Origin of the sequence: Actinomyces sp. HMSC075C01 (assembly GCF_001812965.1) — a bacterium.
Lineage (GTDB): Bacteria > Actinomycetota > Actinomycetes > Actinomycetales > Actinomycetaceae > Actinomyces > Actinomyces acetigenes.
The window spans coordinates 28,670-44,284 of the sequence record NZ_KV810964.1; the positions used below are offsets into that span (position 1 = coordinate 28,670).

The 15,615-nt window shown below is 67.1% G+C and carries 10 protein-coding genes and 1 CRISPR repeat array; of the genes, 3 read left to right on the plus strand and 7 right to left on the minus strand.

The window, feature by feature from the left end:
• Positions 1–47 precede the first annotated feature (47 nt).
• Together HMPREF2883_RS02745 and serC are read right to left on the minus strand one after the other, a co-directional pair.
• On the minus strand, positions 48–1,238 hold the full coding sequence (locus HMPREF2883_RS02745) for a phosphoglycerate dehydrogenase (protein ID WP_070658873.1): 1,191 nt from the start codon (positions 1,236–1,238) through the stop codon (positions 48–50).
• A 113-nt stretch (positions 1,239–1,351) separates the two neighbouring features.
• The gene (gene serC / locus HMPREF2883_RS02750; protein WP_070658914.1) at positions 1,352–2,431 is read right to left on the minus strand and encodes a 3-phosphoserine/phosphohydroxythreonine transaminase; all 1,080 of its coding nucleotides are present in this window, start codon (positions 2,429–2,431) and stop codon (positions 1,352–1,354) included.
• A gap of 312 nt (positions 2,432–2,743) precedes the next feature.
• On the opposite strand from serC, the gene HMPREF2883_RS02755 reads away from it, so the two are divergent.
• Both HMPREF2883_RS02755 and HMPREF2883_RS02760 read left to right on the plus strand, forming a co-directional pair.
• Positions 2,744–4,300, plus strand: coding sequence for a DUF4832 domain-containing protein (locus tag HMPREF2883_RS02755; RefSeq protein ID WP_070658874.1), 1,557 nt, complete (start codon positions 2,744–2,746; stop codon positions 4,298–4,300).
• A gap of 172 nt (positions 4,301–4,472) precedes the next feature.
• A complete protein-coding gene (locus tag HMPREF2883_RS02760; protein WP_070658875.1) occupies positions 4,473–5,399 on the plus strand; it encodes an ADP-ribosylglycohydrolase family protein in 927 nt (308 codons plus the stop codon).
• A gap of 520 nt (positions 5,400–5,919) precedes the next feature.
• Positions 5,920–6,985: direct repeats of the CRISPR family, unit length 27 nt; unit sequence CTCTACCCCCGCATGCGCGGGGCTGAC.
• Positions 6,986–7,003: 18 nt separating this feature from the next.
• Here the strand turns inward: HMPREF2883_RS02760 and csb2 are convergent.
• The 5 genes from csb2 to cas3u all read right to left on the minus strand — a co-directional run bounded on the left by csb2 (position 7,004) and on the right by cas3u (position 13,882).
• Positions 7,004–8,320 (minus strand): type I-G CRISPR-associated protein Csb2, encoded by a 1,317-nt coding sequence (gene csb2, locus HMPREF2883_RS02765; RefSeq protein WP_070658876.1) that lies wholly within the window; start codon positions 8,318–8,320, stop codon positions 7,004–7,006.
• Positions 8,313–9,524: a type I-G CRISPR-associated RAMP protein Csb1/Cas7g gene (cas7u, locus tag HMPREF2883_RS02770; RefSeq protein ID WP_070658877.1), complete on the minus strand. Its 1,212-nt coding sequence runs from the start codon at positions 9,522–9,524 to the stop codon at positions 8,313–8,315. Before cas7u ends, csb2 begins: the two co-directional genes overlap by 8 nt.
• A 64-nt stretch (positions 9,525–9,588) precedes the next feature.
• Complete coding sequence (locus HMPREF2883_RS02775; RefSeq protein WP_070658878.1) at positions 9,589–10,164, minus strand: type I-E CRISPR-associated protein Cas6/Cse3/CasE; 576 nt, start codon at positions 10,162–10,164, stop codon at positions 9,589–9,591.
• Between the two features lie 24 nt (positions 10,165–10,188).
• Positions 10,189–11,100: a hypothetical protein gene (locus HMPREF2883_RS02780; protein WP_256277303.1), complete on the minus strand. Its 912-nt coding sequence runs from the start codon at positions 11,098–11,100 to the stop codon at positions 10,189–10,191.
• Complete coding sequence (gene cas3u / locus HMPREF2883_RS02785) at positions 11,093–13,882, minus strand: type I-G CRISPR-associated helicase/endonuclease Cas3g (protein ID WP_070658880.1); 2,790 nt, start codon at positions 13,880–13,882, stop codon at positions 11,093–11,095. Before cas3u ends, HMPREF2883_RS02780 begins: the two co-directional genes overlap by 8 nt.
• A gap of 389 nt (positions 13,883–14,271) precedes the next feature.
• On the opposite strand from cas3u, the gene HMPREF2883_RS02790 reads away from it, so the two are divergent.
• Positions 14,272–15,582 carry an ATP-binding protein gene (locus HMPREF2883_RS02790; RefSeq protein ID WP_070658881.1) on the plus strand — a complete coding sequence of 437 codons (1,311 nt, stop codon included), beginning with the start codon at positions 14,272–14,274 and terminating at the stop codon, positions 15,580–15,582.
• Positions 15,583–15,615: the final 33 nt, after the last annotated feature.

A 15,615-nucleotide genomic window follows, 5' to 3' on the forward strand; every position in this document is an offset into this window, starting at 1 on the left:
TACGAACGCGAGGCGCTCACCCAAGGGCGAGCCCCGGGGACCCCGGCTCAGATGCAGCGCGCGGACAGCACGCCGTCGATCGCGCGCAGCTCCTCAAGGACCTTGGGCTCGATCTCGCCCTCGACGTCGACCAGCATCACCGCCAGCTCACCACGCGACTTGTTGAGCAGGTTGGCGATGTTCTGCCCCTGCTGGGCCACGATCGTGGAGACCTGGCCGACCATGTTAGGCACGTTGCGGTTGACGATGACGAGCCGGTGCGTGCCCTCCTGGCGCGCCATGACGGCCTCAGGGAAGTTCACCGAGTTGTGGACCTGCCCGTCCTCGAGGAAGCCGCGCAGGGAGTCCACCGCCATCATGGCGCAGTTGCGCTCGGCCTCCTTGGTGGAGGCGCCCAGGTGCGGCAGGGAGATGCACTTGGGGTGCTTGTGGACCTTCGTGGAGGGGAAGTCGCACACGTAGCCGCCCAGCGCGCCCTCGTCGAGGGCGGCCACGACGGCGTCGGTGTCCACGATCTCGGCCCGCGCGAAGTTGAGCAGCACCGCGGTCTCCTTCATGAGGGCCAGACGCTGGGTGCTCACCAGCCCGCGGGTGGCGGGGATGAGGGGCACGTGGACGGTGAGGATGTCGGCGCGGCGGAAGACCTCCTCCATGGAGTCGGCCCGCTCGACCTCGGCGCTCAGGTGCCAGGCGTGCTCCACGGAGATGCCCGGGTCGAAGCCGACGACGTTGAGCCCCAGCCCCAGGGCCGCGTTGGCCACCTGCACGCCGATGGCTCCCAGCCCGATGATGCCGAGCGTGCGGCCGGGCAGCTCGAATCCGACGAACTGCTTCTTGCCGGCCTCGACGGCCTTGGCGATCTCGGCGTCGTCGCCCTCAAGGGTGTGGGCGAAGCGGGCCGCCGGGATGAGGTTGCGCGAGGCGATGAACAGGCCCGCCAGGACCAGCTCCTTGACGGCGTTGGCGTTGGCGCCGGGGGTGTTGAACACGGGCACGCCGCGCTCGGTGAGCGCCTCAACCGGGATGTTGTTCGTGCCGGCGCCGGCGCGGGCCACGGCCAGGACCGAGTCCTCGATGGGGGTGTCGTGGAGCTTGGCCGAGCGCACCAGGAGGGCGTCGGGCTCCTCCACGGAGCCGCCGACCTCGTAGAGCTCGTCGGGCAGGCGGGACAGGCCGGCCCCGGAGATGGCGTTGAGGGTGCGGATGCGGAACTTGTGGTCAACGCTGCTGGTGGTCACGGAACTACTTTCTGCAGAGCGGTCCGGGTGGGGAAGAGGTTGTGACGGGCGGCCGGGCTCACGGGCCGGTGGTCGGGCCCGCAGGGCGGCTGGGACGGCAGACCGGTGGGCGCTCAGGCCCGGGCGGCGAAGTCGGTCATGTAGTCGATGAGGGCGCGCACGCCCTCGATCGGCATGGCGTTGTAGATGGAGGCGCGCATGCCGCCCACGGAGCGGTGGCCCTTGAGGTTGGTGAGCCCGGCGGCCTGGGCGCCGGCCAGGAAGTCGGCGTCGCGGGCAGGGTCGGCCAGGGTGAAGGGCACGTTCATCCAGGACCGCGAGCGCTCCTGAACCGGGTTGGTGTAGAAGTCGGAGGAGTCGATGAAGCCGTAGAGGAGCTTGGCCTTGGCGCGGTTGCGCTCGGCCATCGCCTCCAGGCCGCCGCCGTCCTCGAGCCAGTGGCCGATGAGCCCCAGCAGGTAGATGGCGAAGGTGGGGGGCGTGTTGAGCATGGAGTCGGCGTCGGCCATCTTCTGGTAGTCCAGGATGGTGGGGGTCACCGGGCGGGCCCGCCCCAGCAGGTCCTCGCGCACGATGACGACGGCCAGGCCCGAGGGCCCCATGTTCTTCTGGGCGCCGGCGTAGATGAGGCCGTAGCGGGAGACGTCGATGGGCCGCGAGAGGATCGTGGAGGAGAAGTCGGCCACGAGCGGGACGTCTCCGGCCTCGGGAACGTAGTCGAACTCGACGCCGCCGATGGTCTCGTTGGGGGTGTAGTGCAGGTAGCGGGCCGCCTCGGGCACCGTGAAGGAGCCGGGCTCGGGGGTGGTGGTGTAGGAGGAGGCGGCCTCGTCGGCGGGCACGACGACGTCGAGCTCGTAGGCGCCAGCCTGCTTGATGGCCTTGGCGGACCACTGGCCGGTGTTGAGGTAGGCGACCGTGTCACCGGGGGCGGTCAGGTTGAGGGGGATGCCAGCGAACTGGGCACTGGCCCCGCCCTGGAGGAAGAGCACACGGTAGTTGTCAGGGACGGACAGGAGGCGGCGCAGGGTGGCTTCGGCGTCGGCCGCGCAGGCCACGAAGTCGGCCCCGCGGTGGGAGACCTCCAGGATGGACATTCCCGATCCGCCCCAGCTGGTGAGCTCGGAGGCGGCCTGCTCGAGGACGGGCAGGGGGAGCTGGGCAGGACCGGCGGAAAAATTGAAGACGCGCACGGAGTCATCATGGCCGCTTATGCGCGCGGCGGCAATCTCGTCCCGCATGGCGACGACGCCTCTCATTGCGTCCCGCCCCGGAAGGCCTCGTCGATCCCCTCGACGTTCTGCCTGGCCGACGCCACCCGCCGACGTCGGACCGCAGCCGGAACGAGGCGCAGCGCGGCACGAAATTCTCATGTCCGCCAAAAGTACGAGTGACACAAACCCTCCACCCCGTCAACTGGGCACGTTGTCAGCGATAGCACAGGTGGACCGCTCAACTGGCCGGTAGGGTTTACCCACACCCAAATCCCTACCTGACAAGTTTTCATGATCGATTCACAGCACGACGAGACCACTTCTGCAGCAGCTTCCGGCTCCAAGCCGAGGGCCGCGCAGCAATCGCACGGCCCAGGTTCTGATCGCACACCCTCCCTGGGGCGCCAGATGCTCGACCGGCTCCGCAGGGGGCGCAAGCCGCGCTTGGGCGCCGTCCTCGTGGCACTCGTCGCCGTGGTGTCCCTGGCCACCGGGTTCCGGGCCTGCAACTGCAACCGGGCCTGGACGGAGGTCTCCGCGGCGGCCACGCCGGAGGCCAACCCACTCAAGGGCATGATGCCCTTCGCGCCGTCGGACGCCTCCCACTCGCCGGCGCTTCAGGACAACGCCCCGCCCTACACGATGGAGTGGCTGACGCTGCCGGTCAGCGACGTCGTCACCGGGCCCGGCTCGTACTCCTGGGACAAGCTCGATGCGCACCTCAACGCCATCGCCTCGCGCGGGCACCAGGCGGTGCTGCGCTTCTACGTCGACTACCCCGGGCGCCCCAGCGGCATACCGGCCTACCTGCTGAGCTCCCACGCGGTGGCGACCCACGAGTACACGTTCAACGGCAACGCGCCGGGCCAGTCGCTGGCGCCGGACTACAACGACCCCGAGATGATGTCGATGCTCACCGGCTTCATCTCCGCCCTGGGCCAGCAGTACGACGGCGACCCGCGCCTGGCCTTCATCACCCACGGCCTGGTGGGCTTCTGGGGAGAGGGGCACACCTATCCGATGAACGGCAAGGTCTCCGGGGAGAACCCCTCCGGCGAGAACTGGATGCCGTCGGCGGCCAACCAGAACACCCTCATCGACACCTGGGACGGAGCCTTCCAGGTGACGCCGACGCTGGCGCGCTACCCGTCCGCGGAGACGGTCAAGCGCGGGGTCGGCTACCACGACGACTCCTTCGGCTACGCGACGATGGACACCGCCGACTGGCACTTCCTGCCGCAGCTGAAGCAGGCCAAGGCGGACCAGGCCTGGCAGCAGCACCCGATCGGCGGCGAGGTCTACCCGGGCATCCAGGAGTGCTCCGTGCGCAACCCGGGCAGCTGCATGGCCTCGGGCTCCAACGGAGGAACGGTGGACATCAACGCCTCCATCAAGGCCACGCACGCGAGCTGGCTGGTGGACAACTGGGCCTTCACCACGACGCTCAACAGCTCCGAGCGCGAGCGGACCGTGCAGGCCTCCGCCGAGACCGGCTACGACCTGGCGGTGGCGCGCTGGCGGATGCGCAACGGCAAGGTCGAGGTGCAGATCGCCAACAACGGGGTGGCGCCCTTCTACTACAACTGGAACGTGGAGGCGGTGGCCATCAACACCTCCAACGGCATGGAGGTCGGGCGCACCACGCTCAGCGGCGACCTGCGCAAGATCGCGGTCGGCAAGACCCAGACCTTCTCCGGGCAGCTCCCGGCGGACCCTGCCGGAGAGAACACGATCCTGGTGCGCGTGGTCAACCCGCTGGAGTCAGGTCAGCCGCTGCGCTTCTCCAGCGCCGGCCAGGACCAGACGCTTCCCGGCTACCTCACCCTGGGCCGCACCCCCACCAAGTAGGCCGGGCCCGACGGCGGAGTCCTGACGGAATGCCGGTGGGTCCCGGCGGGGCCCGGCCTGGAACCGGCTCGGAGCCGGCCGAGAGCAGGCCGCCCCGGGCCGGGTCCGGGTGGCCGCCTCAGGCGCCGTCATTCCTCGGTCGTCCTCCGCTCATCCTCTGTACCGTGGTCCCATGCATGAGGATCGGATTGTGGGCAGTCTCCTGGGGCTGGCAGTGGGCGACGCCCTGGGTACCACCGTCGAGTTCCAGGCCCGCGACTCCTTCTCGCCGGTCACCGACATGGTGGGCGGCGGGGTGTTCCGTCTGGCGCCCGGGCAGTGGACTGACGACACGTCCATGGCGCTGTGCATCGCCGCGAGCCTGGTCGAGACCGGGGCCTACGATCCCCGCGACCAGCTGGCCCGGTTCCTCCACTGGTACCGCGACGGGTACTTCAGCAGCACGGGCCGGTGCTTCGACATCGGCAACCAGACCCTCACCGCCCTGAGGGAGTTCGAGGCCACCGGCGAGCCCTACCGCACGGCGGCCGGTGGGATGAGCGCGGGCAACGGGTCGCTGATGCGCCTGGCACCGGTCGCGATGGCCTTCTGCGACGACCTCGAGGCAGCGGGACGGTTCTGCGCCGACAGCTCGCGCACCACCCATCCGGCCGTCGAGTGCGTCGAAGCGTGCGGGGCCTACGGCCGGCTGATCGCGGCCGCCATCCAGGGGACGTCGCACGCACAGCTGCATGCGCTGGCCGCCGACCTGGCCGGGCAGGTGACCAGCCCCGTGCTGGCGGCGATCCTGCGCGGCTCCTACCGGGTCAAGGAGCGCGAGGACATCTCGTCGTCGGGCTACGTCCTGCACAGCATGGAGGCGGCACTGTGGGCCCTCGCCCGCACCGACACCTTCCTCGACGGGGCGCTGCTGGCCGTGAACCTGGGCGACGACGCCGACACCGTCGGGGCCATCTACGGGCAGCTGGCGGGGGCGCTGTACGGGCGCAGCGGCATCCCGGAGAACTGGCGGACCCGCCTCCACGACGCCAGGATGATCGAGGACCTGGCGGCGGGGATCGCGGGGCGGGTCGGAACCTTCAAGGTCGCTGCTCTCTGAGGAGCGAGTCGCTGACAGTGGCCTGGTGGGACGCCTGTGTCCATGACGCTGACATCAACCCGGCACCGGCGTCGCGAGCCGAGACGGAGCCTTGGAATTACAACGATTCCGCTGGGCGTTCCGACGGCGGCACCGTTGATGTCAGCACCGTGGACACTGAGCTGCTGACGTGCTCGACTCCGCGAGGTCTGGCGAGGTCTTAGCGGTGGCGCCGGGCGCCCTCACCCCAGGGGCCGGCCCCGCCTTCCGCCGGCCTGACCTCTGACCGGGCCCTTTGTGGTTGCCGCCTGGTTCCCGCGCAGCTTCCCGGCGGCGGCTCGACGTCGGCTCAGCCCTGGCGCCGTCCTCGAGCCGGCCCACTCCACGAGGGTGGGGATCTACTGGCCGAAGGTTGTGCGTACTGCACGAACCCCCGACCCCCGCGAAGTAGCCCCAACCCTCTTCCAGTAGCACCCGACCCTCGTGCAGTAGGCGCCCTGGGCAGCTGACCGGGCCCAGGCAGCGTCAACCGCATGTCGATGTAGACCCCCGCGTGCACGGGGCTGGCGCGCTGCTACTGCTGGGCGCGGACGAGACGATGCCTCTACCCCCACATGCGCGGGGCTAACGTTGAGTCAGAAGCCCGGTTGCATGAGGCCGCCCCTCTACCCCCGCGAGCGCGGGGCTAACGCTCCTCGGCCACCAGTCCAGCATGTTGGTGCCGCCTCCACCCCCGCATGCGCGGGGCTGACAGGTCGATCATCCCACTCGGAGCGGCCACCATCCCTCTACCCCCGCGTGCGCGGGGCTGACCGGTACAGGCGCAGCGCCTTCTCCACCTTCACCCCTCTACCCCCGCGTGCGCTGGGCTGACACCGGGGATGCCCGCACCCGTATGCGGATCGTCCCTCTACCCCCGCATGCGCGGGGCTGACGCCATCTGACGAGTGACGAACAGTGACGGGTACCCTCTACCCCCGCATGCGCGGGGCTGACGCCATCATGGGGGCGGTGACGTCCCTGAATGCGCCTCTACCCCCGCATGCGCGGGGCTGACGCACTACCAACCACCGCACCAGTGCCGACCCGCCCTCTACCCCCGCATGCGCGGGGCTGACCCAATGGCAGTGAATGCCGACAACGTACTTGGCGCTCTACCCCCGCATGCGCGGGGCTGACGAGGCGGGCGTGAGGCAGGCCCGCAAGCACGTCGCTCTACCCCCGCATGCGCGGGGCTGACCGTCCTGGAAGGGCCCCGCCCCCGTTGATAAAGGCTCTACCCCCGCATGCGCGGGGCTGACATCGACCCGCAGGCCAGGGACGAGCAGTCCGCGGCTCTACCCCCGCATGCGCGGGGCTGACCCGTAAGGAGTTGAACACTAAGATCAAACAGCAGCTCTACCCCCGCATGCGCGGGGCTGACGGTCAATGCTAATAACGGTCAGACCATTACTGTGCTCTACCCCCGCATGCGCGGGGCTGACGAGGACGAGCAGAGGATCGTCGTCTTCGGGTCCGCTCTACCCCCGCATGCGCGGGGCTGACGCCACTGTACATACGCCGGTACAGTGATGTACACGCTCTACCCCCGCATGCGCGGGGCTGACACTTGCTGACCTGCGATGCTAGTCGGCTCGGGGTCGCCGTGGGTTCACTGCCAAGGTGGTGGCCCCCAGGGGAACCATGAGGGTGCCGTCGAAGACCACCGGCCCGGGTACCTTCGCGTCGAAGGCGACCGAGACGTGCCAGCGCTCGTTGTCTTGCTGCACATCGACACCTCCGTCGCTTCGTGAGTCGGAGTGACGCTCAGCCGCAACGAGTCTGCAGCCGAGCCCCGAGGCGCATTCCTCGAGTATGTCCATGATGCCTTCAGGCTCCTCCGCCGTCGGCACAACAGTGGTCCATTGCAATGAAGGAACGGTAGCGGCCCGCAGAACTCGAGGCAGGGAAGCCAATGTCCTTGTCTCGGCGAGTCTGGCCTCAACCACCCCCGTCCTTACCGCGAGTCCCACGGACGGAAGCCGAAGCCCCCCAGCCACGAGCACCCCCCGCAGGACGGGCAGGTGACGGCGGCCCAACCCACCGATGAGTGGCAGCATCCAGCCCGCCTCTCCAAGGGAGTCTCGCAACTGCTCCATGACGAGAGCAGCGTCGGCAGCATGAACCAAAATCGCGCCTTGTCTCCCACTGTGGGGCATTCGGTAGAGCGAGCACGTGCGCAGCAGCTCCCGAGTATCAGGCGCAGCCCCATCACCGGACTGCACACCCACGAGCCGATAGAGAGCGGTGGGTCGCACGCTCATATACGGATGCGTCCCCGTCACGGTGCTGCGGCGCCGCTCCTCCTCTCGGGCGTCCAAAGCAGCCAGAAGTCCTTCCGTTCCCACCCGCAGCTGAATCCAGCCCGTCTGGTCCGGTTCCCAACAGGAATGGCCAGGTGGCGCCTCGACAGCACCGTCGACGACGTCGAGCAGCACGGGTGAGGTCGGACGCCCAAGGTACTCCACGGACCGTGCCACCTTCTGCAGAACGCCCAGATCGACTGGGCCATCAACAGCGAAGGTCCAACGCACGACGTCGCTCGGACCGGTACCGACCATCATGCCGCACTCGGGATCCTTCGCCTGCTTCTCCAAGAGGCGGTCGTTTCGGTCGACAATCCCGGTCGGCGAACCGTTCTTGTCCGTCTTCAGCTCATTGTTGACGGGGACCCACCGCCGGTAACCGATCTGACGCTCACCGGCCGGAGGGGCGGTGATCCGTGGAGGAAGGCATCGGAAGAGAGCCTCAACCTCGAAAACGCCTTCTCCGAGGCCATGGGCGGCAGACAGCATCGCGGCCAGTACGCGCGCTGGAGCCGGTGGCCATTCGGCGCGCCCCTCTCCATTGTGCGCGTTGAACTCTCCGAGGGGGAACGAGGCCGTGATGGTCAGATCACTCATCGCTGCGTCCGTCGGTCTTGCGCCCGTCGACGTCCAGGATGATCTTTCCCAGCGGGGAGTCGTGGGTGATCGTGACAACGGTGGCGCCGTTCCAACCGATCTCCTGGCCCAGGTCACGCACGAGGTCCACCAGCTCGTCGACCTCCGGCAGTGCGAGGGGCTCGGAGGGTGCTCCGTGCCTCTCGACCTTAACCTCGAGGCCCGGCTCGCGCAGACGCAGCTCGGCCCCTGCGCGCAGGTCCAGCCGTTCCTGCAGCAGTCGGTACAGCAGCAGGGTCAGGCTGACCACCAGCGCTCGCGCAGGCTCCGGGCGAGAGAAGGCGAATGTCCTCAACCCCGCGAGGGAGAAGAAAGCCTTCCCCACGATAGAGTTGTACGTTAAATCTGATGGAGCCTCAGAAATATCGAGCGGAGGCAATGACCCAATTCCTAAAGCGGAAAGTTTTACTCCCCGAATTGTCGTTTTATTACTGGTTGCCGCAAAGAGCGGATCCGTTTTCCCCGCCATACGACGACGCTCAGACACACCGGTCGCGATAATCTCCGATGTGAACAACCTCGCAGAACGCGACTCCGCAGGATTCATGACGTAGTAACCAAGATATTTGTCTCGCGTCGCATTCAGCTCACGAGCATCCTTGCGCCCACTTTTCTTCCCTCCCTGATTGGCTTCATCAACAGCCTTCTGGGAGCGCTTCGTCTGCGAGTGCCACCATCCGAAGGGAATCGCTGTGGGAAATCCAGTGAGCAGAGCATCCGGCTGGGAGCGAGTGGCATTCTGAATTCCCTCAAAATCGACCCCCTTGGCGGTGAGCTCGTCTCGTATGAGCCTCCACGTAGCATCGGCCTGCCGGTGCGAGAGCTCCACGGAGGTGGTCAGCACCTCCCCTTCCTCATCGACGAGGACCACCAGGGGAAACCCCAGCACCTCAGCGAGGGTGTTGGTTCCCCCTCTAAAGCGACTAGCGAGAAGCACCTCGCACCGCGAGGCCTGGGATCCCCACGTATCAATTGTGGCCGCCTTCCCATCGTCGACAGTTTCAAAGAAGCCGACAATCTTGCCGTCCTGACGGATCGTGCCCGCCGGCGGTGTCACGGTCATTCCTGCCAATGAGTCGTATTTGCTGGTCACGCTGATTCCAGCCACCGCACCCTCCTCCATGAGGGCACCGATGGTGGAGCGAAATTCCTGAGCCGTCGTCACCGTTCAATCTCCTTATCTGCATATCTATGGTCATACTGGCCGAGCGCAACTTTCATCCACGTCCTCACAGCACCAGAGGCATTCCGTAGCCGTAGGCCTTCCCCCTCCCGATGCCCTGGTGGTAAGCGGATGCGCCAGTCTCACTGATACTGCTCACAGTGCCGGTGAGGTCCCGGAGCGTGAAGGAGCGTCCGCCTCGCCGGCCCACGAACCACCTCGGCGAGACCGTCAGCTCACTGACCCCCAAACCGTGGCGCTCCAGCAAATCGGCGGCCCAGCCGTGAGCTTCCTCGTCGAGGACGGCGCGAACGCGGTTCCTTCCCGATTCATCGGCATGACGTTTCTCGGCCACCACTCGAACAGTCAAGCGCTGACCAACAGCAAACCCTGACGGAGCCTCGATAGGCTGTGTTCCGGGCAGATCGAGATCAGCCCGAAATCTGATGACCAGGGAACCCTTCTGCCCGCCGTACTCGGTTGGTAGAGCCAGGCGGTACAGGACGCCGAGGTCTGCGCGAATCGACCGCGAAGCGCCTCTGAGATCGGGCAAGTACGACATGGCGCGGCGATGGACGGCATCAGGTGTCTCCAGGTCCGATAGCGCCTTCGCCAGCGAGAGGACTGCGATCTGATCAGGCATGGGTTGTTGTCACCTCTTTCTCTCTCATGCCCCGGGGTGGGCGGGCCCGAACGATGTCACTTTGGCCGTGGAACCGGTGCCGCGAATGAGGGATGTCCACCGGCGCCACGGCAGGTCGGGCGGTGGGGACTCGTGCAGATCGATGATCGTCTCCATCGTGAGGGGAACCGGATGCAGCACCCAGGTGAGAGCCTTGACCGGATACTCTCGCGTCATCTCGCGCTGCTGCGGCTGGAGGAGCAGGTGCCCGCAGAAGGCCAGGAGGTCCACGAGCGGGTACACATCGCACTCCTCCGATCCGCTGGTGATACGCGGGGTCGCCTGGCTGGCGGAGAAGCGCAGCCCCGGCTTGGCCCGCGCAACGGCAAGGTCGCCGTGCACAAGTCGGTCAAGGTGCGCCGCCCCCGCAGCGACAGCATCGTCGGCAGTGGTCAGTGACGCACCCATGAGCCCCCAGGTGTCCTGCACCGACTTGGCGGTATGGCTCTTGCCGCTGAGCAAGGTCAACGCCGAGGAGCGGACCTGGAGATCCTGCATGCCCGTACTCTTCAACCGCTCGGCTGACGTCGCTGACGCATCGAAGACGGCTACCGGCCCACATGCCCTGAGGTCGCTCGTCTTGTCAGCGGCCTGCCAGCCGGCATGTGACAGGACGTTGACCGCGGATCGCCTGGGCGTCGTCGTGGTAATACCGCGCAACCCACCCTCCCCGAGGCCCCAGGTTCGCTCCACCAGGCCACGAGCGGCCACATCCACCAGCTCATCCGTGTCCCAGCCATAGCCGACGACGGGGACTGCCTCCCCCTCGAAGCGGAGCGTCGCCCCCGGCAGTAGCGACACCAGTCCCCAGGTCGCCAGGACATAGGCTGCGCGATTTCCCGGTAGCGCAGTCAGGCGGTACTCGGCAGGCTCATCAGGGCATCGTGCACTACTCATGGTTCTGCTCCAGTTCCTGCGAGACGTCCCAGTCAGCCAGGCGAAGGATCGCCTCGACCAGCGCCAGGGTGTAGGGGCCGTAGCGATCATTGAGACGGTGGAAACGGCTTATGGCCTCCGCCCAGGAGGGGGCATTCGGGTCCTGATGCCGTGGAGCTGGTCCGTGCTCGGGCAGGCACACCGGTCCTGGACCTCGGAAGCGGCCGTTGTGGCTGAGAACCAGATGCATCACCAGGTCAGGATCGTGCGCCGTCTGCTCACCTTTTTCCAGCTGCTCCTTAAGGAGATCCGCTGAGGCCGCTTCGTGCCTCCAGCCGGAGGGAACGCCGGCCATGCGCATGGAGCGGTTCCAGTACCTGCGAGGGAGCCGAGACTTGCTCAGCGGCGTTCGGCGACCCCGCTGCCGCGGCTCCTCCAGAAGGAGGAAACCTCTCTCATCCACGACAGCCCCGAGGGCGGCCTGCATCCTGGGATCATCCTTGCCGTCGTCATGGTGACGCCCGGCCGTGACGAGGTCCTCCACCAGGTTCTCGGGCAGGCCAATGGCTCGGGCCCACTGCCCTGCACGCTCACCCACCCGGTCTCCGTGGCCGCACAGGGTGCGCTCATCGGCGTCACCCTCGGTGCTCGCGGGAGGCTCGGTGGCGGCCTCCACGAGCCGCAGACGAAGCCATGGGTGATCACTGTCGGCGCCAAGGACGTCGTCGACGATCTGCCAACCCGGTGGCACTGCGAGCAAGGCCGCCTCTTCCAGGAGGTCGGCGTACGGGTCGTCGGTTCGCAGGTCACTCCCGGACAGGTCCGTGAGGATGACCGCCTCCCTCCGGCTCGTTCCCCGGTCCGTCTCCGTCGCGAGGGACACCAGCTCCTTGGACACCTCCTCAGCTGTGGCGCCGGGCATGACGTGCTGCCCGGAGTAGTCACGGCCGGCGTTCTCCAGCCCATAGGGGTTGCTGTCGTCACTCGGCGTCAAGACGAGGATCTGGCCGGGAACCAGATCGGGGAGAGAGTCCCCGGCCTCAAGGACGCTCGGCTCCTGCGACGTTGGATCGATGATGACGAGGGGCTGCGTTTTCACCGCCTGTTTCGCTACCTCCTGAGCATCGTTCAGCGGGATGCTCCAGGCCTCGGCTCGAAGATCGGGCCGCCAACGAGTCAGGTCCTCCTGGAGGGCCTTGGAGCTGACACCGGCGAGGTCTCCCACACTTTTACGGAAGATGATGAACGTGTCCGGCCGTGGATCGGCCAGTGGCCGGATCCACGGGTGAACCGGGGCGTCGTTACGGGATCCCAGGGTGCGCAGATAGGCGGCGAAGACATTCGGAGGGATGACGACCGGAACCTGAGTCGCGTTCACCAGCTCCTCCCACCCGTCAGCCTCATCGAGCCGCTTCACCAGTTCACCGAGGGTGGTGGCTCCGTCGATCAGCTCAACGACGGCGTCGGCGGCTCCGCCGTGGATCGGGTCCTGACTCGTGGTGGAGTGAACGATGGTCACGCTGCCGTCGGTGCGGGCACCGACCCGGTTGACCCGCCCTAGGCGCTGCACCAGGGAGCCGGCCTGACAGCTCTCCGTCAGGAGGTGGGTGAAGTCGAGGTCGGCACCAACCTCCAGAGTCGATGTGGCCACCACGACGGTGGCCTGCGCGTCCTGACGGCCCTCGACCCCCGTCCAATAAGGGGAGAGTCTCTCCACGACGTGCTCGCTACGGCGAGCAGGCATGCCACCGACCATGACTTCCACGTGAGGAGCCTGCTCCTTCAGCTTTCGGGCCTGCTTCTTCAACCCGGCCACGACCTTCTTGACGGTGTCCAGGGTGTTGCAGAAGACGACCAGCGACTCTCCCCGGCTCAGCTCCTTCGCGCGGCTACATGCCTGCTCCGTGAGAGCGGCTGCCGCCTTGCCATCCACGCAGTGAACGTCCACCGGGACACCGTCACGATGCGCCCGCCGCGCAGCTAGCTGCGGATCCAGGCGGCACTCCTCCTCCCAGTCCAGACTGAGACCGGGAGCCGGTTCCTGGTCGGCCCCCCGGTGGAGGGTGGGAAGCGTCATGGGTGTCGCCGTCATCGGCATGACCTGGAGGCTCGGGACGCTGCCACCACAACGATCCTCGAGCCTGCTCTCCTCGCTGCGGAGCACGAACAAGGTGGTCAGGGCCTGTTCGGAGAGGTGCGCCTCGTCGAGGACCCAGAACGCATCCATCCCCGTCAGCGCCGCATCGATGCTGCGGCGGTAGGGCGAGAGCTGGTAGCCGCGGAACAGCAGACGGGACACGGTCATATCGAGGGTTCCCACGATGATGGCCGGGCGCGAGGGGTAGCGCGTGTGCTCCGTGAGGTCCCCATCAGCATCAGCGAGCCCGCCGCGCAGGCGACGCACCTCGAGCACCTCCGCCTCGGCAGGGATCGCGAAAGCCGAGCGCAGCACCTCGGCCACGTGTCTCACCGCCGACCGATCACCCGCACCTTCTCCGAGCGCCTTTCTGATCCTTTGCGCCGCCTCGAAGGAGTCATCGACGACGGCGCGCCGGTCGACAACGAGATGCAGTCTCAGGGGGACCACCCGCTTCCGACGACGCCGGCTTACCTGCTCGGCGTCCTGTGCCAGCGCGTACAACCACCCGATGAGGACCGCGAGGGTCTTGCCCATCCCGGTCGGGACGCTGAGGTGGGACGGCGGCTCTCCCTGGGCGAGGCGCTCGGCCAGGCGCACTTGGTAGTCCCTGGGCTCGTGCCCAGTGATCTCGCGGAAGAGGTCTGTGAAGTCGAGGCGGCTCACATCAACACTCCTGAGAAGTTGGTCTTACCATTGATAAGTTCAACCCCCAGTCCCCTGGGGCAGCACCGCCAGCACTTCCGTGCGAACCATTGATAATCCGCTACCTCCACCAGCTGTGGAGCCGATGTGCCTCCTGAGAGACACGGCGGCGATGAGACTCATCTTACAGTTAGCGAGCCCGCCTGTCACTGCCCGCTGCTGTGCTGAGGCTCCAGAGGGGCGCAGCGGACAACACTGAACGCGACCAAACTGATCATTAACTCTTGACCAAATAGTCGATGAAGGCACGACCAATCTGATCGTCACCCAGCGCTCCCAGACCCCAGAGTTATCCACAGGCCCACTCTTTTGGCTGTACGGCGGCACAAAGTGGCCCTTACGATCAGTTCATGACCACCTACCAGCCGCGTCTCATGGACCAGCGCCTCGAGGAGCTGCTGCGGTCGGTCCCGGCGGTCAGCGTCGAAGGAGCCCGCGCCGTCGGGAAGACCCGCACCGCCAGAGCCCACGGCACTACCTTCATTGCCGTTGACGATCCCGATGAACGCGCCCAGCTCGCCGCCATCGGATCGCGCTTCACCACACTTCCCAGCCCTCTCGTCATCGACGAGTGGCAACGCATGCCCGAGCTGTGGGACCGGGTACGTCGCGCCGTCGACGACGATCCCTCTCCCGGTCGTTTTCTGCTCACCGGGTCCTCCACACCGTCCCAGGCGCCCACCCACACCGGCGCAGGACGGATCATCACCCTGAGGATGCGTCCCTTCAGCCTGGCCGAGCGCGCGATCGAGACCCCAACGATCTCGGTGGGGAGCCTGTTAGGCAGTGGCCTCGGCACTCAGGACCCCTCCGCCCTGACCCCGATCGAGGGGTACACGAGGGTCACGATCGACCAGTATGTCGATGAGATCTGCCGCTCCGGCTTCCCCGCCATCAGGGAGCAGCCACCTTTGGGGCGCAAGGCCCAGCTGGACGGATACATCGAGCAGACGCTCCGGCATGATCTACCGGAAGCGATCGGCGGCAGGCGACGTCCACGATCCGTGAGGGAGTGGCTGACGGCCTACGCCAGCGCGGTGGCCACAACGGCGAGCTTCAGCTCCATTGCCGAGCTGGCGACCAGACCCCTGAGCACCGACATGGGCTTGGCGACGGCGCGCTCCTACCGAGACCACCTCAGCGGGATGTGGCTACTGGACCCGGTTCCGGGCTGGAGCCCCAGCGAGAACGAGTTCTCCCGCAACAATCTGACCGACAAGCACCAGCTGTGCGACCCGGCCCTGGCCGCTCGTCTTCTCGGATACGGTCCCGCCGAGGTGCTCGGGGTCGGCCACCCGATCCTCACCAGCCCTCGGGGCACCCCGCGCCGCCCCCGAGTGCTCGGCTCACTATTCGAGTCCCTGGTGATTCAGAGTCTTCAGGTCTACGCCGAGGTCCTCAGTGCCCGGGTCTTCCACCTGCGCACCAAAGGCGGGCTCCAGGAGATCGACGTCATCCTCGAAGGAGCCGACCGTCGGGTCGTCGCCTTCGAGATCAAGGCGAGGGCCACCCCCAAGTCGGAGGACACCAAGCACCTGCGCTGGCTGCGCAAGAAGATCGGGCCGAGGCTCGCGGACGCAGTCCTGGTGACCACCGGTCGTCTGGCCTACCGGGACGAGGACGGGATCGCCGTCGTGCCGGCCGCCCTGCTGGGACCGTAGGACCTCGGCCGGCTCCAGAGAGCCGCCCCAGCC

What these genes read in the sequence shown, in the direction of transcription:
- HMPREF2883_RS02755 (WP_070658874.1), top strand. Translation starts at nt 2,744, where the DNA reads ATGATCGATTCACAGCACGACGAGACCACTTCTGCAGCAGCTTCCGGC.
- HMPREF2883_RS02760 (WP_070658875.1), top strand. Translation starts at nt 4,473, where the DNA reads ATGCATGAGGATCGGATTGTGGGCAGTCTCCTGGGGCTGGCAGTGGGC.
- csb2 (WP_070658876.1), bottom strand. Translation starts at nt 8,320, where the DNA reads ATGAGTGATCTGACCATCACGGCCTCGTTCCCCCTCGGAGAGTTCAAC.
- HMPREF2883_RS02775 (WP_070658878.1), bottom strand. Translation starts at nt 10,164, where the DNA reads ATGCCTGATCAGATCGCAGTCCTCTCGCTGGCGAAGGCGCTATCGGAC.
- HMPREF2883_RS02780 (WP_256277303.1), bottom strand. Translation starts at nt 11,100, where the DNA reads ATGAGTAGTGCACGATGCCCTGATGAGCCTGCCGAGTACCGCCTGACT.
- HMPREF2883_RS02790 (WP_070658881.1), top strand. Translation starts at nt 14,272, where the DNA reads ATGACCACCTACCAGCCGCGTCTCATGGACCAGCGCCTCGAGGAGCTG.